The sequence below is a fragment of the Pseudomonas rhodesiae genome (assembly GCF_013285305.1).
GTDB classification, from domain to species: Bacteria; Pseudomonadota; Gammaproteobacteria; order Pseudomonadales; family Pseudomonadaceae; genus Aquipseudomonas; species Aquipseudomonas rhodesiae.
The window spans coordinates 5,234,084-5,254,092 of sequence record NZ_CP054205.1 but is presented as its reverse complement, the minus strand read 5'-3'; the positions used below and the strand labels follow the sequence as shown (position 1 = coordinate 5,254,092).

20 protein-coding genes are annotated in these 20,009 nt (G+C 61.8%); 11 read left to right on the top strand and 9 right to left on the bottom strand.

What is annotated here, in order from left to right:
* Window positions 1-61: 61 nt before the first annotated feature.
* From eutC to exaC, 4 genes are all read right to left on the bottom strand, one after another.
* Window positions 62-898, bottom strand: a complete 837-nt coding sequence (eutC, locus tag HRH33_RS23765) for an ethanolamine ammonia-lyase subunit EutC (RefSeq protein WP_167418182.1) — start codon at window positions 896-898, stop codon at window positions 62-64.
* Entirely contained in the window at window positions 895-2,289 is a 1,395-nt protein-coding gene (locus HRH33_RS23760; RefSeq protein ID WP_034100935.1) for an ethanolamine ammonia-lyase subunit EutB, read from the bottom strand. Before HRH33_RS23760 ends, eutC begins: the two co-directional genes overlap by 4 nt.
* A gap of 62 nt (window positions 2,290-2,351) precedes the next feature.
* On the bottom strand, window positions 2,352-3,785 hold the full coding sequence (gene eat / locus HRH33_RS23755; RefSeq protein WP_034100934.1) for an ethanolamine permease: 1,434 nt from the start codon (window positions 3,783-3,785) through the stop codon (window positions 2,352-2,354).
* 146 nt (window positions 3,786-3,931) lie between these two features.
* Window positions 3,932-5,452 (bottom strand): acetaldehyde dehydrogenase ExaC, encoded by a 1,521-nt coding sequence (gene exaC, locus HRH33_RS23750; protein WP_034115221.1) that lies wholly within the window; start codon window positions 5,450-5,452, stop codon window positions 3,932-3,934.
* A 273-nt stretch (window positions 5,453-5,725) separates the two neighbouring features.
* Here exaC and HRH33_RS23745 point away from each other — a divergent pair, with 273 nt between their 5' ends.
* Genes HRH33_RS23745 through HRH33_RS23730 form a run of 4 tightly spaced genes read left to right on the top strand, consistent with a single transcriptional unit; the run spans window position 5,726 to window position 9,949 of the window.
* Window positions 5,726-7,639, top strand: a complete 1,914-nt coding sequence (locus HRH33_RS23745) for a sigma-54-dependent Fis family transcriptional regulator (RefSeq protein ID WP_167418183.1) — start codon at window positions 5,726-5,728, stop codon at window positions 7,637-7,639.
* 57 nt (window positions 7,640-7,696) lie between these two features.
* Window positions 7,697-9,046 (top strand): UDP-N-acetylmuramate:L-alanyl-gamma-D-glutamyl-meso-diaminopimelate ligase, encoded by a 1,350-nt coding sequence (mpl, locus tag HRH33_RS23740; protein WP_094065975.1) that lies wholly within the window; start codon window positions 7,697-7,699, stop codon window positions 9,044-9,046.
* Window positions 9,043-9,672, top strand: a complete 630-nt coding sequence (gene ubiX, locus HRH33_RS23735; protein WP_034100928.1) for a flavin prenyltransferase UbiX — start codon at window positions 9,043-9,045, stop codon at window positions 9,670-9,672. Before mpl ends, ubiX begins: the two co-directional genes overlap by 4 nt.
* Window positions 9,665-9,949, top strand: a complete 285-nt coding sequence (locus HRH33_RS23730) for a YceK/YidQ family lipoprotein (RefSeq protein WP_034139431.1) — start codon at window positions 9,665-9,667, stop codon at window positions 9,947-9,949. The genes ubiX and HRH33_RS23730 overlap by 8 nt, the downstream gene beginning before the upstream one ends.
* Window positions 9,950-10,006: 57 nt before the next feature.
* Here HRH33_RS23730 and HRH33_RS23725 read toward each other — a convergent pair whose 3' ends face one another.
* The 3 genes from HRH33_RS23725 to HRH33_RS23715 all read right to left on the bottom strand — a co-directional run bounded on the left by HRH33_RS23725 (window position 10,007) and on the right by HRH33_RS23715 (window position 12,957).
* The gene (locus tag HRH33_RS23725) at window positions 10,007-10,648 is read right to left on the bottom strand and encodes an oxidoreductase (protein WP_034100926.1); all 642 of its coding nucleotides are present in this window, start codon (window positions 10,646-10,648) and stop codon (window positions 10,007-10,009) included.
* Window positions 10,649-10,677: 29 nt separating this feature from the next.
* Window positions 10,678-12,396 (bottom strand): C13 family peptidase, encoded by a 1,719-nt coding sequence (locus HRH33_RS23720; RefSeq protein WP_167418184.1) that lies wholly within the window; start codon window positions 12,394-12,396, stop codon window positions 10,678-10,680.
* A gap of 105 nt (window positions 12,397-12,501) precedes the next feature.
* On the bottom strand, window positions 12,502-12,957 hold the full coding sequence (locus tag HRH33_RS23715) for a MaoC family dehydratase (RefSeq protein WP_034100924.1): 456 nt from the start codon (window positions 12,955-12,957) through the stop codon (window positions 12,502-12,504).
* Between the two features lie 203 nt (window positions 12,958-13,160).
* Here HRH33_RS23715 and HRH33_RS23710 point away from each other — a divergent pair, with 203 nt between their 5' ends.
* From HRH33_RS23710 to HRH33_RS23700, 3 genes are read left to right on the top strand one after another with little or no spacing between them, the layout of a single operon-like run.
* The gene (locus HRH33_RS23710) at window positions 13,161-13,523 is read left to right on the top strand and encodes a CidA/LrgA family protein (protein WP_034139427.1); all 363 of its coding nucleotides are present in this window, start codon (window positions 13,161-13,163) and stop codon (window positions 13,521-13,523) included.
* Window positions 13,520-14,236: an LrgB family protein gene (locus tag HRH33_RS23705; RefSeq protein WP_034100922.1), complete on the top strand. Its 717-nt coding sequence runs from the start codon at window positions 13,520-13,522 to the stop codon at window positions 14,234-14,236. The genes HRH33_RS23710 and HRH33_RS23705 overlap by 4 nt, the downstream gene beginning before the upstream one ends.
* Window positions 14,237-14,257: 21 nt before the next feature.
* Window positions 14,258-14,848, top strand: a complete 591-nt coding sequence (locus tag HRH33_RS23700; RefSeq protein WP_034139426.1) for an LON peptidase substrate-binding domain-containing protein — start codon at window positions 14,258-14,260, stop codon at window positions 14,846-14,848.
* On the opposite strand, the gene HRH33_RS23695 is transcribed toward HRH33_RS23700, so the two are convergent.
* On the bottom strand, window positions 14,845-16,161 hold the full coding sequence (locus tag HRH33_RS23695; protein ID WP_167418185.1) for a bifunctional DedA family/phosphatase PAP2 family protein: 1,317 nt from the start codon (window positions 16,159-16,161) through the stop codon (window positions 14,845-14,847). The two genes, HRH33_RS23700 and HRH33_RS23695, sit on opposite strands and share 4 nt — an antisense overlap.
* 30 nt (window positions 16,162-16,191) lie before the next feature.
* Window positions 16,192-16,875, bottom strand: coding sequence for a DNA-3-methyladenine glycosylase (locus HRH33_RS23690; protein ID WP_167418186.1), 684 nt, complete (start codon window positions 16,873-16,875; stop codon window positions 16,192-16,194).
* A gap of 174 nt (window positions 16,876-17,049) precedes the next feature.
* Here HRH33_RS23690 and HRH33_RS23685 point away from each other — a divergent pair, with 174 nt between their 5' ends.
* The 4 genes from HRH33_RS23685 (at window position 17,050) to rlmH (ending at window position 20,000) form a co-directional block, all read left to right on the top strand.
* A complete protein-coding gene (locus tag HRH33_RS23685; protein ID WP_167418187.1) occupies window positions 17,050-18,315 on the top strand; it encodes a glutamate-5-semialdehyde dehydrogenase in 1,266 nt (421 codons plus the stop codon).
* Window positions 18,315-18,959, top strand: coding sequence for a nicotinate-nucleotide adenylyltransferase (gene nadD / locus HRH33_RS23680; protein ID WP_034115210.1), 645 nt, complete (start codon window positions 18,315-18,317; stop codon window positions 18,957-18,959). The genes HRH33_RS23685 and nadD overlap by 1 nt, the downstream gene beginning before the upstream one ends.
* A 69-nt stretch (window positions 18,960-19,028) precedes the next feature.
* Window positions 19,029-19,523 (top strand): ribosome silencing factor, encoded by a 495-nt coding sequence (gene rsfS / locus HRH33_RS23675; RefSeq protein ID WP_034100916.1) that lies wholly within the window; start codon window positions 19,029-19,031, stop codon window positions 19,521-19,523.
* Between the two features lie 9 nt (window positions 19,524-19,532).
* Window positions 19,533-20,000, top strand: coding sequence for a 23S rRNA (pseudouridine(1915)-N(3))-methyltransferase RlmH (rlmH, locus tag HRH33_RS23670; protein ID WP_003176297.1), 468 nt, complete (start codon window positions 19,533-19,535; stop codon window positions 19,998-20,000).
* The last annotated feature ends 9 nt before the right edge of the window (window positions 20,001-20,009 follow it).

Genomic DNA, 20,009 nt, shown 5'->3' with positions numbered 1-20,009 from the left:
GACCACACAAGCGGCCGTGACCGGATGCTGCCTAATGGCGCCAAAAAGCGCAATCGTGCCGCTATTGGTCATCCGGTGAGCTGAGCAGAAAATTCCCTTTCATCAGGTCCGGATCGTCCGACTCGATCGTCTGAACCTGCGCCTCGTCCTTGAGATTGACCCCCGACAGCTGCCGTCGACACGCCTCTCGCATCAAGTAAAGCAGGCGATGCGCTGCCATGCCGTAACTCAGCCCTTCCAAACGCACGTTGGAGATGCAGTTGCGGTAGGCATCGGTGAGGCCGACCTTGGGGTTGTAGGTGAAATACAGGCCCAGGCTGTCCGGTGAGCTGAGCCCCGGTCGTTCGCCGATCAGGATCACCACCATTTTGGCGCCGAGCAATTGCCCGATCTCGTCGGCCACGGCCACACGGCCCTGTTCCACCAGTATCACCGGCGATAACGACCAGCCCTCGGCGTGGGTTTGTTCCTCCAGGCGTGTCAGAAACGGCAAGGTGTGTTTATGCACCGCCAATGCCGATAAACCATCGGCCACCACCACTGCCAGGTCCACGCCTCCCGGATTGGCCTGGGCATGCGCGCGCAGGGCCTGGGCCGATTCATCACTCAAGCGGCGGCCCAGGTCCGGGCGTTGCAGGTAGCTGTGGCGGTCGGTGGCGGCGCTGTGCAGCAACAAGCTGTCACGCCCGCGTTCGGCCAGTTGCTGGCTCAGGCCCGCATGGTCGAACGGCAGGTGCACCGCGTCGCGCGCCTGGGCGTGGGCGAACTGGAAATCCAGTTGCGCACTGGTGGGAATGCTGGTGCCGGTGCGGCCCAGGGCAATGCGCGCCGGGGTGAGGCGGCGCAGTTCCAGCCAGGGGTTGTCGGGCAGGTCGCGTTGCACGGTAGGCTCCTTCATCCCAGTTGCGCCAAGGCTTGGCGAAAAGCCGGTGGCAGGCTGCTGCCGAAGCGCACCTTACCGTCGGCCTGCGTGAAAATGCCCATTTTCGCCAGCCACTGTTCAAATTCCGGTGCCGGTTTTAACCCCAAGGTCTGCCGGGCGTATAGCGCGTCATGGAAGGAGGTGGTCTGGTAGTTGAGCATGATGTCGTCGGAGCCGGGGATGCCCATGATGAAGTTGATCCCGGCCACGCCCAGCAGCGTCAGCAGGGTATCCATGTCGTCCTGGTCGGCTTCGGCGTGGTTGGTGTAGCAGATGTCGCAGCCCATCGGCACGCCCAATAGCTTGCCGCAGAAATGATCCTCAAGGCCGGCGCGGATGATTTGCTTGCCGTTGTACAGGTATTCCGGGCCGATAAAGCCGACCACGGTGTTAACCAGAAACGGCTTGAAATGCCGCGCCACCGCGTAAGCGCGGGTTTCGCAGGTTTGCTGGTCGACGCCAAAGTGCGCGTTGGCTGACAAGGCGCTGCCCTGGCCGGTTTCGAAATACATCAGGTTTTGTCCCAGGGTGCCGCGCTTGAGGCTCAAACCCGCCTCGTAACCTTCCTGCAGCACGCTCAGGCTGATGCCGAAACTGGCGTTGGCCGCCTCGGTGCCGGCAATCGACTGAAACACCAGGTCCAGGGGCACGCCACGGTTGATGGCTTCGATAGAGGTGGTGACGTGGGTCAGCACACAGGCTTGGGTGGGGATCTCGTAGCGTTGGATGATCGCGTCGAGCATCTCCAGCATCGCGCAGATCGAGGCGATGCTGTCGGTGGCCGGGTTGATGCCGATCATGGCGTCGCCGTTGCCGTAGAGCAGGCCGTCGAGAATGCTGGCGGCGATGCCCGCCGGTTCGTCCGTGGGGTGGTTGGGTTGCAGGCGCGTCGACAAGCGCCCGCGCAGGCCCATGGTGCCGCGAAACTGGGTGACGACGCGGATCTTCTGCGCCACCAGCACCAGGTCCTGCACGCGCATGATCTTCGACACGGCGGCGGCCATTTCCGGCGTCAGCCCGGGCGCCAGGGCGCGTAGGGATTGTTCGTCGGCGGCGTCGCTCAGTAGCCAGTCGCGCAGGCCGCCGACGGTCAGGTGGCTGACTGCGCTAAATGCCTGTTTGTCGTGGGTGTCGATGATCAGACGGGTGACTTCATCGCTTTCGTAGGGAATCAGCGCTTCTTCAAGGAAATGTTTCAACGGGATATTTGCCAGCGCCATTTGCGCCGCCACCCGCTCGCCGTCGTTCTGCGCGGCCACGCCGGCCAGAAAGTCCCCGGAACGGGCGGGGCTGGCCTTGGCCATTACGTCTTTGAGGCTATCAAAGCGGTAGGTTTGTGCACCGACCGCGTGGGAAAAGCTTGCCATACAGTGTCTCCTTGACGACGCGGGCCAAATGAATGAACAGCGCCCGCGTCGAGGTTTACGGCTTAGTGCAAGGCGGCCTCTGCGGCCTGGATCGCGGCGAATTCTTCTTCGGGCGTGCCTGCTACCAAGTGATGCCGGCTGTAGAAAGCAAAGTAAGCAATTAATACTCCATAGATGATCGCCGCGCCAATCACCACCCGCGGATCCACCAGAAAGCCCGCCACCACGGCCACACAGGCCAGTACCAGCGCGACGCCGGACGTGAAAATGCCGCCGGGCGTGCGGTAAGGACGTTCCATTTTGGGGCGACGCACGCGCAGGGTGATGTGCGCGGCCATCATCAACACATAGGAAATCGTCGCACCGAACACCGCCACCAGGATCAGCAGATCGCCCTGGCCAGTGAGGGACAGGCCGAACCCGATGATGCCGGGGATCACCAGCGCCAGTACCGGCGCCTTGCTTTTGTTGGTTTGCGACAGCTTGCGCGGCAGGTAGCCGGCGCGGGAAAGCGCGAAAATCTGCCGCGAATAGGCGTAGATAATCGAGAAAAAGCTCGCGATCAGCCCGGCCAGGCCGACCAGATTGACGAAGCTGCCCATCCAGGTCGAGCCGCCGTAGGACAACGCCAGTGCTTCCACCAACGGGTTACCCGATTTGACCAGCGCATAGGTGCCGGCGCCGCCCGGTGCGATCACCAGAATCAGCAGGGCAAAACTGGTGAGCACCACAATGGCGCCGATCAGGCCACGGGGCAGGTCGCGCTTGGGGTTCTTGGTTTCTTCAGCGGCCAGCGGTACGCCTTCCACGGCGAGGAAAAACCAGATCGCATAAGGGATTGCCGCCCATACCCCGACGTAGCCGAAGGGCAGGAAGGTGCTGGCGCCCTTGGCTTCGGTCACCGGCACATCCAGCAAGTTGGCCATGTTGAAGTGCGGCACCATAGCCACAAGGAACACGCCCAGGGCAATCGCCGCAATGGCGGTGATCACGAACATCAGTTTCAGCGCTTCGCCGACGCCGAAAATATGGATGCCGATAAACAGGATGTAGAACGCCAGATAAATCATCCAGCCGCCAATGCCGAACAGCGACTCGCAATAGGCGCCGATAAATACCGCGATAGCGGCCGGGGCGATTGCGTATTCGATCAGGATGGCCGTTCCGGTGAGAAACCCGCCCCAGGGCCCGAAAGCGCTGCGGGCAAAGCCGTAGCCACCGCCGGCGGTGGGGATCATCGAGGACAGTTCGGCCAAGGAAAAACACATGCACAAGTACATGGTGGCCATCAGTAAAGTTGCGAGGAACATGCCGCCCCAGCCGCCTTGGGCCAGGCCGAAGTTCCAGCCGGCATAATCGCCGGAGATCACGTAGGCAACGCCGAGGCCCACCAGCAGTACCCAGCCGGCGGCGCCTTTTTTCAGTTCGCGTTGTTGGAAGTAGTCGGTGTCGACTTTTTCGAAGTCGACAGAAGATCCAGTGGGTTCGCTAGGCATGGAAAAGTACCTTTCATTGTTATTGTTTTTAACTCGGCCTCTGTGGGCCGGATGTATTCGCAAGTACTTATAAATATCTAAATGTGGGAGGGGGCAGGCCCCCTCCCACAGTTGATGGCATTTCAAAGATGGGAGGGTGTTGTGAGTTAGAAGAAGCCCAATGGATTAATGTCGTAACTCACCAGCAAGTTCTTGGTCTGCTGGTAGTGATCCAACATCATCTTGTGAGTCTCACGGCCCACGCCGGACTTCTTGTAACCGCCGAACGCGGCGTGCGCCGGGTAGAGGTGGTAGCAGTTGGTCCATACGCGGCCTGCTTTGATCGCCCGGCCCATGCGGTAGGCGCGGTTGATATCGCGGGTCCACACGCCGGCACCCAGGCCGAACTCGGTGTCGTTGGCAATTGCCAGGGCTTCGGCTTCGTCCTTGAACGTGGTGATGCTCACCACCGGGCCGAAGATTTCTTCCTGGAACACGCGCATTTCGTTGGTGCCCTTAAGCAGGGTCGGCTGGATGTAGTAACCGCCGGCCATGTCGCCGCTGAGTTTCTCGACCTGGCCGCCGGCCAGCAGTTGCGCACCTTCGCCCTTGGCGATGTCCAGGTACGAGAGGATCTTGTCGAACTGCTGCTCGGACGCCTGGGCGCCGACCATGGTGTCGGTGTCCAGCGGGTCGCCGCGTTTGATCTGCTCGATCTTCTTCATCACCACTTTCATGAAATCGTCGTAGATCGACTCTTCCACCAGCGCGCGGGATGGGCAGGTGCAGACTTCGCCTTGGTTGAAGAATGCCAGCACCAAGCCTTCAGCGGCCTTTTCGATGAACGACGGTTCGGCTTTCATGATGTCGGCGAAGAAGATGTTCGGCGACTTGCCGCCCAGTTCGACGGTGGACGGGATGATGTTGGTGGCCGCCGCGTGCATGATGTGCGAGCCCACCGGGGTTGAACCGGTAAAGGCGATCTTGGCGATGCGCTTGCTGGTGGCCAGGGCTTCGCCGGCTTCTTTGCCGAACCCGTGCACCACGTTCAGCACGCCCGGTGGCAGCAGGTCGCCGATCACTTCCATCAACACGTTGATGCCCAGCGGCGTCTGCTCGGCCGGCTTGAGCACGATGCAGTTACCGGCGGCAAGGGCCGGGGCGAGTTTCCAGGCGGCCATCAGCAGTGGGAAGTTCCAAGGAATGATCTGACCGACCACGCCCAGCGGCTCATGGAAGTGATAGGACGCGGTGTGCTCATTGATCTCGGCGCTGGTGCCTTCCTGGGCGCGGATGCAGCCGGCGAAGTAACGGAAGTGGTCGGCAGCGAGGGGGATGTCGGCGTTGAGGGTTTCACGCACGGCTTTGCCGTTGTCCCAGGTCTCGGTGATGGCAAGCAGTTCGAGGTTCTGCTCGATGCGATCGGCGATTTTCAGCAGCACCAGCGAGCGGTCCTGGGCTGAGGTTTTGCCCCAGGCGTCGGCGGCGGCATGGGCGGCGTCCAGCGCTTTATCGATGTCCTTGGCAGTGGAGCGGGGGAATTCGGCGATAGGCTTGCCGTTGACCGGCGAGGTGTTGGTGAAATAGTTGCCATCGACCGGCGCAACGAACTCGCCACCGATGTAGTTGCCGTACTTGGCCTTGAACGAAACGATCGCGCCTTCAGTACCGGGGTGTGCGTAACGCATGGTGGGTATCTCCTGGCTTTTTATGTTTATTGGAGTGCAGCGCTCAAGCGCTTGGTAAAGCGTAGAGCAAAGGTTGGGCCACTGCGTTGTGGGCCAGGTAAATCAAGGGGTTGGGGTTTGTTGCAAAGGGTTGCTGTGGCACGCGCGATACAGCGGGTGTGACAGTTTGTGCCATAAACGGTACAGCTTATGACCAGTGGGCCGACTCGGGATTGCATCCATCACAGGGCTGGAGGATGCTGGACGCTCTCACGCCGGGAGAATAATAAGAACATGCACAACGATCATTTCAGTCGCCATGCCCAGCAGGTCCTGACAGTGGCGCGTGGCCGCGACCCATCGAGCGATCCTTCCATCGCTCGTTCCTGGCTGCGGTGCCTGGAGGATTACCACCTCGACCCTGCGCAAACCATCGCTCCCACCGTGCTCGAACACGGCCGCCTGCTCGAAAGCCGTGAGCGTCTGCAGCAAGTACTGCAAATCGCCGGCAGCGAGATGAACAGCCTGCACCAACAACTCTCAGGTGCCGGCCACGCGGTGCTGCTGACCGATGCGCGCGGAGTGATCCTCAACTGTGTCACCGCGCCCTCCGAGCGTAGGGTTTTCGAGCGCGCCGGGTTGTGGCTCGGTGCCGATTGGAGTGAGGCCAGCGAAGGCACCAATGGCATCGGCACCTGCCTGGTTGAACGTCAACCCTTGACGATTCATCGGGATGAGCATTTTCGCGGCCGGCACACCGGGCTGACCTGTTCGGCCAGCCCAGTGTTCGACCCCCACGGCGAGCTGCTGGCAGTGTTGGATGTGTCATCGGCTCGCGAGGCGGTGTCGCGCCAGAGCCAGTTCCACACCATGGCGCTGGTGAACCTGTCGGCCAAGATGATCGAAAGCTGTTACTTCCTGCGTCACTTTGAGCAGCACTGGCTGTTGCGTTTTCATTTGCAGGCCGAGTCCGTGGGGTTATTCAGCGAAGGCTTGCTGGCCTTCGATGGCGAAGGACGCATATGCGCGGTCAACCAGAGCGCCTTGAACCTGCTGGGGCAAGTGCGCGACGGGTTGTTGGGGCGACCGGTGGAGGCCTTTTTCGAGTGTTCCCTGGATCAACTACTCTGTCGCGCCAGCGCTACGGCCACTGCCAGTTGGCCCCTGCGCACGCGGGAGGGGCGGCATTTGTTCGCCGCCTTGCGTGGCCAGCCGCGCCGCGTGTCGGCCGTGCTGGCGCCTGCGCCGAACCCAGCCCCGCAACCTGCGCGCCAGCCCGATATCTGCCTGGGCGACCCGTCGTTGCAGGAGGGGTTTCGCAAGGCGCTGCGGGTATTCGAGCGCGACGTGCCGTTGCTGATCAACGGCGAAACCGGCTCCGGCAAGGAAGCCTTCGCCAAAGCCGTCCACCACGCCAGCCAGCGCGTCGACAAGGCCTTTATCGCCCTCAATTGCGCGGCGATCCCGGAAAGCCTGATCGAAAGCGAACTGTTCGGTTATCGCGGTGGCAGCTTTACCGGTGCACGCAAAGAAGGCATGCCCGGCAAATTGCAGCAGGCCGACGGTGGCACGCTGTTTCTGGATGAAATCGGAGACATGCCGCTGGCCCTGCAAACCCGGCTATTGCGGGTGCTGGAAGACCGCCAAGTGGTGCCCATTGGTGGCGAGCCCCAGGCGGTGAACGTGCGCATCATCAGTGCCACTCACCGAAACCTGTCGGAGCGCGTACGGAACGGTAGCTTTCGCGAAGATTTGTATTACCGGCTCAACGGTCTGGAAGTCAGCCTGCCACCGTTGCGTGAACGCAGCGATAAGGCGCAGTTGCTGGAGTTTCTCCTGGCGCAGGAGGCGCATGGGCAGACAATAGTGTTGGATGCGGCGGCGCGCTCGGCACTGTTGGGTTTCAGCTGGCCGGGGAATGTGCGGCAACTGCGTACGGTGCTGCGCACGCTGGCGGCGCTGTGTGACAACGGACGTGTGGGCCTGGAAGATCTGCCTGTCGCGATCCGTCAGGCCCACCCGCAGGCCCTGACCGAGGCGGCGCAGCTGGAGTCACCGTTGGACGATGCCGAGCGCCTGGCGTTACTGGCCGTGCTGGAGCAACAACGCTGGCATATGACACTCACGGCGCAGCAGCTCGGTATCAGCCGCAATACCCTTTATAGAAAGCTGCGCAGACACGGGATCGCCCGCCAGGCTATCAGCTAAAGAGTGCGAATTTCCCCACCCTACGCTAACCTGCCTCGATGTTTTACGAGGTCGACTATGCACATTCATATTCTCGGTATTTGCGGCACGTTCATGGGCTCGATGGCGGTTCTGGCCAAAGAGCTGGGCCATCATGTCACCGGCTCCGATGCCAATGTTTACCCACCCATGAGCACGCAACTGGAAGCTCAGGGCATTGAGTTGACCCAAGGCTACGACCCGGCGCAATTCGAGCCGGTCCCGGACCTGGTCGTGATCGGCAACGCTATGTCCCGTGGCAATCCGGCGGTCGAGTACGTGCTCAATAAAGGCTTACCTTATGTGTCCGGCCCGCAGTGGCTGGCGGACCATGTGTTGCAAGGTCGCTGGGTATTGGCTGTTGCGGGCACCCACGGCAAGACCACCACCAGCAGCATGCTGGCCTGGGTGCTGGAGCATGCGGGCATGAGCCCGGGCTTCCTGATCGGCGGCGTGCCGCAGAACTTCTCGGTATCGGCGCGTCTGGGCGAGACCCCGTTTTTCGTGATCGAGGCGGATGAATACGACAGCGCTTTCTTCGACAAGCGTTCCAAGTTCGTGCACTACCGTCCGCGCACGGCGATTTTGAACAATTTGGAATTCGATCACGCGGATATCTTCCCCGATCTGGCGGCGATCGAACGGCAGTTCCACCATTTGGTGCGCACCATTCCGAGCGAGGGGCTGGTGATCCACCCGACCACCGAACCGGCCCTGCAGCGAGTGATCGATATGGGCTGCTGGACCCCTGTGCAAACCACCGGTGTCGGCGGGCAGTGGCAGGTCAAGTTGCTCAGTGACGACGGCTCGCGATTTGAGGTGCTGTTCGAAGGCGAGGCCCAAGGTGTTGTCGATTGGGGCATGACCGGTCAGCACAACGTGGCCAACGCATTGGTGACCCTGGCGGCGGCGCGGCATGTGGGCGTGGTTCCGGCCATGGGCATTGCGGCGTTGAGCGCATTTAAAAGCGTGAAGCGCCGGATGGAAAAAGTCGCCGACGTGAATGGGATTACCATCTACGACGACTTTGCCCACCACCCGACGGCCATTGCCACCACCCTCGACGGCCTGCGCAAACAGGTCGGTGATGCGCCGATCATCGCCATTGTCGAACCGCGCTCCAACTCCATGAAACTCGGCGCCCACCGCGACGGCTTGCCGGAAAGCGTCAATGATGCCGACCAGGCCGTGTGGTACGCCCCGGCCAACCTCGGCTGGGACCTGCCGGCCATTGCCGCGCAGTGCACAGTGCCTTCGCAAGTGTGCGACTCCATCGAAGGCATCATTGCGTTCGTCAAACAAAAAGCCACGCCGGGCACCCATGTGGTGGTCATGAGCAACGGTGGTTTCGGCGGCCTGCATGGCAAACTGGCCGAGGCTCTGAAATGAGCGGGCCGGAACGCGTCACCCTGGCGATGACTGGCGCATCCGGCGCCCCCTATGGCTTGCGCTTGCTCGATTGCCTGGTGCGCGAGGACCGGGAGGTGCACTTCTTGATTTCCAAAGCCGCGCAATTGGTGCTGGCCACCGAGACCGATGTGGCGCTGCCCGCCAAGGTGCAATCGATGCAAGCCTTTCTCACCGAGTACACCGGTGCGGCGGCGGGGCAGATCAAGGTCTACGGCAAGGAAGACTGGATGTCGCCGGTGGCCTCGGGCTCCGGTGCCCCGGCGGCGATGGTGGTGGTGCCGTGTTCTACCGGCACCTTGTCGGCGATTGCCACCGGCGCCTGCAACAATTTGATCGAGCGCGCGGCGGACGTGACCTTGAAGGAGCGGCGCCAACTGATTCTGGTGCCGCGCGAGGCGCCGTATTCGAGCATTCACCTGGAGCACATGCTCAAGCTATCGAATATGGGCGTGACGATTTTGCCGGCGTCGCCGGGCTTCTATCACCAGCCGCAAACCATCGATGATCTGGTGGATTTTGTAGTGGCGCGCATTCTCAACCTGTTGAATATCCCCCAGGACATGCTGCCGCGGTGGGGCGAGCACCATTTGAGCAGCGATGAATAAGGCGCTGCTGGTGCTGCTGGCGTTGCACCTGACCGGCTGCGCCACGGCGCGCACGTTGGACGCAGCCAAGCCGAACGCGCCGGTGGTGTATGCCGGCACGCGTTTGGATTTATATGCGATGAATGGCGGCTGCTGCGCCAAGGACCGGTTTGGGGCCGAGGCGCCGAGCTATCCCGGCATCGACCTGCCGGCCAGTGCGTTGCTCGACACCTTGCTGTTGCCACTGTCGGTGTTGACGGTGCTGGGGGTGGGGTTCAACGCCACGGGCGGGCTTTAACCTGGGTTTACAGCCCCTCCGCCATCGGGGGCAACCCCCCCCCTCCCTTATTTGGGGTTATTTACCGAGCTTGCGCAGTTCGTCCGACTCCACCACCCGCACCCCGTCTTGCTCTTCCAGCGCCAAGCGCCACATGGCGCGGGCCAGTTCGCACACTTCGATGCCGTGGTATTTACCCGGAATCAGACGCGACAGCGGACCGGCCAGTTGTTCGGCCAGGCGCGGTTTGAGGCGTTCGCCCAGCAGCAACGATGGGCGCACGATGGTCAGTTGTGGCCAGTCCTGAGCTTTGAGCGCTTCTTCCATTTCCCCTTTCACGCGGTTGTAGAAGATCGAAGACTTCGGATCGGCGCCAATCGCGCTGATCACGATCAGGTGCCGCGCGCCCATTTCCCGGGCTCGCTTGGCGAAAGCCACCACCATGTCCAGGTCCACCGCGCGGAACGCTTCTTCGGAGCCTGCTTGCTTGATGGTGGTGCCCAGGCAGCAGAAAGCAATGTCTACCTGGCCGCTGAGCCGGGGCAGGAACACCGCCGGGTCGCCCACTGGATTTTCCAGGCGCGGATGTTCGGCCAACGGTTTGCGGCTGGGCGCAAGTACACGGGTGACGGTGGGTTCGTTGAGCAGGCGGTCGAGCAGGTGTTCGCCCGTTAGGCCGGAGGCTCCGGCAAGCAAAATATGCTGAGGCGTCAGGTACATGGTGTTTCCCCCTTGTTACACGGTTCAGCTTAGTTGCCTTTGGCTTCCTTGCTATTCATTGAGACGCTTTCGAGCGCCTTTCGTGCCTGCTGTTTACGCAAGAGTTGCCAATGGGCGATCACGCCTTTGGGAGCCCAGATCTGCGGCTCGGACGCTTCGAAGTTGTCCGCCTGTTCGCGTTCGCTCACATGCCCTTGGGCCAGCTTGAAGGCCTGTTGCAAATCGTCGGTCTGGTTGAGCGCCTGGGCGAAGAGGGCGTCGCCGAAGTAGGTGAAGTCGGCTTCTTCGGAACAACCGAAGGACACCCGGTCGGCGCGCGACGCCGTCATGATCAGGGTGCGGTCGTCTTTCAGCGCGGGGATGAACCCGCCGGAGTAACAGGCGGAAATCACAATAATTTTGTCGCGGTTTTTCAGCGGCGCCATTACGGCCGCCAGTTCGTCGGCGGGCAGGTCGGCCAGCTCCATGCGCGGTTGGTCCAGGACCAGTTCGTGTTCATGGGTGCCGTGGCTGGTCAGGTAGATGAACACCAGGTCTTCCGGCCCAGTGCGATCTGCCAGGGTTTGTACGGAGCGGCGCAGGCTCTCGCGGGTGGCCAGCGGGCGGTCGGCAATGTGGTCGCGGTGATTGACCAGGCGAATCTGCCCGCGTGCGCCAAAGCGGATCGCCAGTAGATTGCTGACGTAATCGGCTTCGCGCAGGAACACGCTCTGTTTGCCGTCACCGGCCAACACCAGGGTGTACAGCTCGACGGCGGAGGTGGAGGCCGGTACGGCCGCGAGAGCGGCATCGAGCAGATGGCCTTGGGCCAGAACGCCGATTTCCAACGGGTCGGGTAATAACTTGCCCTCCGCGTCGCGTACGCGCATGCCGTTGACCCAGGTGCCGGCCTGTACGGTGCCGTCGGTGAGTACGAGGGTGCCACGGCCCTGGTAGTTATCGCTGTCGAAGCCACCGATATAGAAACTGCCGTCGGTGAGGTTCAGGCGGCCTTGTCCACTAAAGCGCCAGTCGGCGAACTCGCCGACATAGTGGCTGCCATCCGCGCCGATCAACTCGCCCTTACCGGTCAGCGCGCCTTCCTTGAACTGGCCGATCCATACGTCACCATCGGCGTTTTCGTAACGGCCCTTGCCGTTGAGCTGGTTCTGTTTGAATTGGCCGATGTAAATGTCGCCATCGGCGCTGTTGAAGGTGCCGTTGCCTTCCAGTTGGCCATCGACGAAATGGCCGCTGAACTGGTTGCCGCTGTCGTCGTTGCGCTGGCCTTCGCCATTGGGTTTGCCGTGGGCGAACTGGCCTTGATACTGGCTACCGTCGGCCAGTTCCAGGCGACCGAGGCCGGAATATTGGTCGTCCTTGAACTCGCCACGGTAGGTCATCTGCCCTTCTTTGAGGGTGCCTTCGCCATGGCGACGACCGTTCTTGAACCCGCCCACATACTGGCTGCCAGCGGTGTTCAGGCTGCCTTGGCCGTCGAACAGGCCCTGCTTGAACTGCCCTTTATAGACCTCGCCGTTACTGCCATGCCATTCACCCTGACCGTGCCACTGGCCCTTGTCGAACGTGCCGGCGTACCAACTGCCGTTGGGGTAATCCACGCGGCCCTGGCCTTGCAGCAAACCATTGACCACATCGCCCCGGTAACGGCCGCCATCGGGCAGGCGCGCATCCGGCGGCAACAGCGATTCGCCATCTCCGCAAGCGGTGAGCAACAGGACAAGGGCAAGGGGGGCGAGTGGGCGCATAGCGGGATCCGGATAATTGAGCGCCGAGTATGCCGCAGCTGCGAGTTTCATACATAAATTTACATACCCTGTGGTGAGTGTGCGTGCCTCACCACAGGCAAACCCTTATACGAAGCAGAGCGACAGGGACTCGGCAATGTAAGCAGGTTTTTCCTGGCCTTCGATCTCCAGGGTGGCGGTGGCCTTGAACAGCCATTGGCCGGGCTTTTTCTCGGTGACGTCCGTGAGCGTGACGTTCAGGCGTACCTTGGAATTGACTTTCACCGGCTGGATGAAGCGCACGCTGTCGAGGCCATAATTGATCGCCATTTTCAGGCCTTCTGGCACGATCAGGATGTCTTCCATCAACTTCGGCATCAGTGACAGCGACAGAAACCCGTGGGCGATGGTGCTGCCGAACGGCGTCTGCGCGGCCTTGACCGGGTCGACGTGGATGAACTGATGATCGCCGGTGGCCTCCGCGAACAGGTTGATACGGGCCTGGTCGATGGTGAGCCATTCGGAACGTCCCAGTTCCTTGCCGACATAATCGTTGAGCTGCGCTACGGGTACATAGGGCATTGCGTCTCTCCTTGGTTCATCGGTTTTATGCCCGGCACAGCCATGTGTTTATCCAGTGGCGGCGGGGCTTTTATGGGTGACAGAGATCCACTGTAGATCATCATGGCCCATCAGCTCGGTCAACCCACCATGCTTATGGCGAATGCCTGGGCATAGCGCCAGCGTGCTTATAATGCGGGCGGGTTCTAAAGGGGAGAGGACGGATGCTGTTACGTGGCCTGACGTGGCTGGTGCTGTTTCAACTGATCGGCACGGCGCTCAATCATTTGCTGTTGCCGGTTCTGCCGGGGCCCATCATCGGCCTGCTGCTGATGCTGGGCTTTCTGGTGTGGCGCGGCGAGGTGGGTGAGCCCCTGAGCCTGGCCGCCGGCAGCCTGTTGCGCTACCTGCCGTTGCTGCTGGTGCCACCCGCAGTCGGGGTGATGGTGTATGCCAAGGCTATCGCTGCGGATTTCTGGGCTATTGTCGGCGCCCTCGTGTTGTCGCTGGTAATTGCCATGGCCGTGATCGGCGTGATGATGGAGCGTTTGGCCAAGCGGCATGCCAGTGAGGAGGAGGGCCAATGATCTTCGACTGGCACGGAGCCTGGACGGCAGTGATTCATCATCCCTTGTTCGGGATCGGTATCACCCTGGGCGCCTATCAACTGGTGCTGGCGGGCTTCGAGAAAACCCGCTGGATCTTCCTGCAACCGGTGTTGGTGTCGATGCTGCTGGTGATCGGTGTGTTGCTCAGCTGTGGCCTGAGCTACGCCGAGTACCGCAAGAGCACCGAGATCATGGGCATCCTCTTGGGCCCGGCGACGGTGGCCCTGGCGGTGCCGCTGTACCTGAATCTGCGGCGGATTCGCCAATTGTTCTGGCCGATTTTTACTACGCTGGTGATAGGTGGGGTCTTCGCCACCGGTCTGTGCGTGCTGCTGGGATGGTGGTTTGGCGCCGAACACATGGTGCTGATGACCATGGCGCCCAAGTCGGTGACGTCGCCGATCGCCATGCTGGTGGCCGAGCAGATCGGCGGCGTGGCGGCGCTGGCGGCGGTATTTGTGTTGATCACCGGCGTGGTCGGCGCGATGGTCGGCCCGGCGTTGTTGTCGCGTCTGGGCGTTCACAGCGCCGAGGCGCGTGGCATGGCCCTGGGCATGACCGCCCATGCCGTCGGTACTTCAGTGGCCTTGCAGGAAAGCGAAGAGTGTGGCGCCTTCGCGGCGCTTGCCATGAGTTTGATGGGCGTGGCTACGGCGGTGTTCCTGCCGCTGGCCGTGTCGGTCATTGTTTAAACCGGGTTTAAGGAACGCTTTATGAGTCTGGCGCTGTTTCCACTCAATACCGTGCTGTTTCCTGGCTGCACGCTCGACTTGCAGATCTTTGAGGCGCGCTACCTCGATATGATCGGGCGCTGTATGAAGAAGGGCGAAGGTTTCGGGGTGGTGTGCATCCTTGGAGAAGCCAGTGCCGACGATATGACGGACGCTTACGCGGTGGTCGGTTGTGAAGCGCTGATCCGCGACTTCAAACAGCAGGACAACGGCCTGCTGGGCATTCGGGTTGAGGGCGGGCGACGTTTTCATGTGTCTGACGTCACGGTGCAGAAAGACCAGTTGCTGGTGGGCGAGGTGCGCTGGCTGGATGAGCAACCGGACAGCGCCCTGGAAGAAGAGGACGAAGACCTGCTGGCCTTGCTTCAGGTCCTGGCCGAACACCCGATGGTCGCCTCATTGGACATGGACACCAACGCTCAGGGCCAACAAGCGTTGGCCAATCAGCTGGCGTATTTGCTGCCGTTCACCGATGACGACAAGATCAAGCTGCTGGAAATGGACAGTCCGCAACAGCGCCTGGATATGATCCAGTTCCTGCTCGACGAACTTCAGGGCGAGCTGTTCACTTAATAGGCGTAGCGCAACAGGGCATGGGATGTGCCGGCCAGCGCGATAAAACTCAGCACCGCCACCAGCGCCGGTAGTAGCAGCCACCAAGTTTTCCGTGGCATGGCGGGCAAGGGGCTTCGATATTCGCTAAGCCCCAGGCTGAACGCGCACACCGTCATTGCCAGCAACGTGCCGGCGAGGATGTCCGTGGGCCAATGGGCGCCGAGGTAGACCCGCGACAGTGCGATGAACGCCGCCGGAATACAGCCCAGCAGCATCCAGGTCAGGCGCAGCCGTGTGGGCTGACCGCGACCGGCCAAGACCGCCAACGCCAGGAAAAACGCGAACGCGCCGGACGCATGGCCGCTGGGCATGCTGAAACTGGTCAATGGGTCTGTGAGGATTTCCGGGCGGCCGCGGGCGAAAAACAGTTTGGTCCCGGTATTGATAAGCGCAGACCCCGCCAGCGTGGCACCGACAAACAGCGCGTGGCGCCATTGCCGCGCCAATACCAGCAAGCCGGTAAACACCGCACTTGCGAAAAACATTTTTTTGAATTCGCCCAGTTGAGTGATCCGCACCATTACTTCATCCAGCCAAGGGCTGCGATGCTCCTGCACCAGCGCACTCAGGCCATGGTCAAAATTGTCCAGCGAGTGATAGCCGATAAACAGCGCGATCAATAACGTCAGGCTGGCGCCGCCTATCCATAACGTGGCGCGACGATGCCCCCGCAGGCTGCTATTCAGGCTTAGCCCGATCACGACCGCAAGGCACCCTGCGACCACCGCCGCTTCCGGCCAGAACCCTTGCGGCAACGGCAGGCGGAACGCGGCGCCGGTCGCCCAGCCCGGCAGCAAATAGGCCACCGACCAACCCGCCGCCGCCAGAATGCTCACCCCGGCGAAACGCGGGAACGGCATGTCGCACATGCCGGCCACCATCGGCAGCATGGGGCGTAGCGGGCCGATAAAACGGCCGACCAGCAGGCTGGCGATCCCGTATTTGTGAAAGTAGGTCTCGGCGCCGTTCATCCATTCGGGGTGATGACGTAAGCCGGGCAAACGCCGTATGTTCTGATGGAAATGTCGTCCCAGAAAGTAGGAAACCCCGTCGCCGAGCAAGCCGCCGAGGAAACCCAGCAGCAGCGTCTCGCTCAAGGACAGCGCGCCGCTACCGGCCAAGGCGGCGATAGCGAACAGCAGCACCGTGCCCGGTACGATCAAGCCGGCAATCGCCAGGCACTCCACGCACGCGACGATGAACACCGCCACGGCCAGCCATTGAGGGTTGATGCTCAGCCAGCCAGTAATGCTATCGAGCCATTGGCCCATACAATCCACTCCATCGGTGTTCTTGGGAATTCACAGCAAAAAATAGTCGCGGCCTTCGACCTGGCCTCGGCGCAACGGGTTCCGCGTGCAATAAGGCGCGTAGCCAGCATCGACGAAGCGGTACATCAGGTGTTCGTCACGCCCGCTGGGGATGCCCAGGCGGGTGGTCTGGATGATCTGCGTCGGGGTCTGGCCGACGTCTTCGACGTAAAGCAGTTCTTGGTCAAACCGTTTGGCGTCCCACATCGGCACCTTCAGCCCCAGCGCCTTGCACAACAGCGTCTGGCCCGCGCACAGCTTGTGCGAAGGGCGGGGCAGACCTTTGGCGTCCGGGTTGTTCAGCAGCATCTGCGCCAGGCTGGCTGGGCTGGCGATTTCGTCGACCCATGGATAGGCGGATTTGATCAGCACCGCATTGCCTGGGCCATGGGCGCTGAAATTCAGAGAATCGCCGCCACGGGCGTAATACATGTAGATGTGCCCCCCATCCAGAAACAAAGCCTTACGCTTTTCTGTGTAACCGAGGGACGCGTGGCTGCCCTTTTCGGCCGCGTAATAAGCTTCGGTTTCGATAATTCGCGCCGAAAGCCAGGTTTCGCCGACTCGGTGGCGAATGACTTTTCCGAGCAATTCACGCGCGAGCACTTGCGCATCGCGGTCGAAGAAGCTGTCGGGCAGGGCGCTGGCGGGGGTTGGAAGAGCGGAACTGGGCATGGCGTCGGCAGTTATTACGGCTAAATGTGACCGGATGATAACAACTCCCACCTTAATTACGGCTGAAGCTCAGGTTTTTACAGTTCATTTCGACCATCCGCCCCTCACCGCTGTCAGTCGGGCGGCGTCACGGCTATAATCTGCCGCTTTCCTCTTTGCCAAGACTCCCCGACCATGACTGAGTCCGTTCTTGACTACATGACCCGCCTGGGTCGCGCTGCCCGCCAGGCGTCGCGGTTGATCGCCCGTGCGAGCACTGCGCAGAAAAATCGCGCCCTGCTGGCGGCCGCCGACGCTCTGGATGCCTCGCGCTCCGAGCTGACCGCCGCCAACGAACAGGATCTGGCCAACGGCCGCGCCAATGGCCTGGAGCCGGCCCTGCTGGACCGCCTGGCACTGACCCCGGCGCGTATCGACGACATGATCGAAGGCCTGCGTCAGGTAGCCAAGCTGCCTGACCCCATCGGTGAAATCCGCGATATGCGTTACCTGCCGTCCGGCATCCAGGTGGGCAAGATGCGCGTGCCCCTGGGCGTGATCGGCATCATCTACGAGTCGCGTCCGAACGTGACCATCGACGCCGCAAGCCTGTGCCTCAAATCCGGCAACGCCACCATCCTGCGCGGCGGTTCCGAGGCTATCCATTCCAACCGTGCCATCGCCGCGTGCATCCAGCAGGGCCTGGCCGTGGCCGAGTTGCCGGCCGAAGTGGTGCAAGTGGTGGAAACCACCGACCGCGCCGCCGTTGGTGCGTTGATCACCATGCCGGAATTCGTCGACGTCATCGTGCCGCGCGGCGGCAAAAGCCTGATCGAACGCGTGAGCCGCGATGCCAAGGTGCCAGTGATCAAGCACCTGGACGGCGTGTGCCATGTGTACATCGACATTGCGGCCGATATCGACAAGGCGATCCGCATCGCCGACAACGCCAAGACCCATCGCTACGCGCCGTGCAACACCATGGAAACCCTGTTGGTGCACGCCGGCATCGCCGAGCGCGTATTGCCGCCGTTGGCCGCGATCTACCGCGACAAGGGCGTGGAACTGCGCGGTTGCGAGCGTACCCGCGCGTTGCTGGGCACGGACGTGATCGAAGCCACCGAGCAGGACTGGTACACCGAATACACTGCGCCGATCCTGTCGATCCGCATCGTCGACGACCTGGATCAGGCCATCGAGCACATCAACACTTACGGTTCCAAGCACACCGACGCGATCGTGTCCGAGCATTTCAGCGATGCCCGGCGCTTCCTCACCGAAGTGGACTCCGCTTCGGTGATGGTCAATGCCTCGACGCGCTTTGCCGACGGTTTCGAGTACGGCTTGGGCGCGGAGATCGGGATTTCTACCGACAAGCTCCACGCACGCGGCCCGGTGGGCCTGGAAGGCCTGACCAGCGAGAAGTACGTGGTGTTCGGCGACGGGCACGTGCGCACTTGATGGCTAAGCGCATTGGGCTGCTCGGCGGTACCTTCGACCCTGTGCACATCGGCCATCTGCGCAGCGCTCTGGAAGTGGCGGACGCGCTGGCGCTGGATGAACTGCGCCTGATCCCCAATTTCCGGCCGCCCCATCGCGACACGCCGCAAGTGTCGCCCCAGCAGCGTCTGGAAATGGTGCGTCTGGCGGTGGAAGGCATTGCACCGTTGGTGGTGGACGACCGCGAGCTCAAGCGCGATAAACCGTCCTACACTGTCGACACCCTGGAACTGATGCGCGCCGAACTGGCCGCGGACGACCAGTTGTTTCTGCTTTTGGGCTGGGACGCATTTTGCGGCCTGCCCTCTTGGCATCGCTGGGAGGATCTCCTCCAGCATTGCCACATCCTGGTTTTGCAACGCCCGGATGCCGACAGCGAACCGCCGGATGCCTTGCGCAACCTGCTGGCCGCGCGGTCGGTAAGTGACCCCTTGGCCCTGACCGGGCCGAACGGGAATATTGCATTCGTCTGGCAGACCCCGCTTGCGGTGTCCGCCACCCAGATCCGTCAACTGCTGGCCAGCGGTAAGTCGGTACGGTTCCTGGTGCCTGACGCGGTCCTGGCCTACATCGATGCGCACGGGCTTTACCGTGCGTCGAACTGAAAAGGCGTGCTTGAAGGTACGAACAGTCGTACAGCGAGCGCCCGAACATACGAGCAAAACGAGTTTTATATGACCAACAAAGACGTAAGCAAAGTTAAGCGCAAAGGCACGTTCAAAAGCGCCCCTCTGCCGGTAGAAGCCCACACCGGTCCGGAACTGGTCGGCGAAGAGCTGGTGAAAGTCGCCGTGGCGGCCCTGGAGGACGTGAAGGCCCAGGACATCCAGGTGCTGGACGTGCGCGACAAGCAGAGCATCACCGACTACATGATCATCGCCACCGGTACCTCCAACCGCCAGATCGGCGCGATGCTGGACAAAGTGCGCGAAGCCGTCAAAGCCCAGGGCGTCAAGCCGTTGGGTGAAGAAGGCAAGGGCGACAGCGATTGGGTGCTGCTGGACATGGACGACGTGATCGTCCACATGATGACCTCCAACGCTCGCCAGTTCTACGACCTGGAGCGTCTGTGGAAAGGCGCCGAGCAGAGCCGTGCCGCCGATGGCAAGCACCACAGCCCGGAAGTGGGCCACGCTCACTTCGACAAGCTCAACAAAGACCAGGAATAAGGAACGGCTGTGCGCCTGCGTCTGATTGCTGTCGGTTCACGCATGCCCAAGTGGGTGGAAGAAGGCTGGCACGAGTATGCCAAGCGTCTGCCCGCCGAGTTGTCGCTGGAACTGGTGGAAATACCGCTCAACACCCGGGGCAAGAATGCCGACGTGGCGCGCTTTATCCGTCAGGAAGGCGAAGCCATGTTGGCCAAGGTCGGCCCCAATGAGCGTATCGTCACCCTCGAAGTGCACGGCAAACCCTGGAGCACCGAGCAGTTGGCGGTGGAGCTGGATCGCTGGCGCCTGGACTCGCGCACGGTCAACTTCATGGTCGGTGGCCCCGAAGGGCTGGCGCCGGAAGTCTGCGCGCGGGCGGACCAGCGCTGGTCGCTGTCGGCACTCACGTTGCCGCACCCGTTGGTAAGGATTCTGATCGGTGAACAGCTGTATCGCGCCTGGACAGTTCTGTCCGGGCACCCTTACCACAAATAGTCTGCGCCC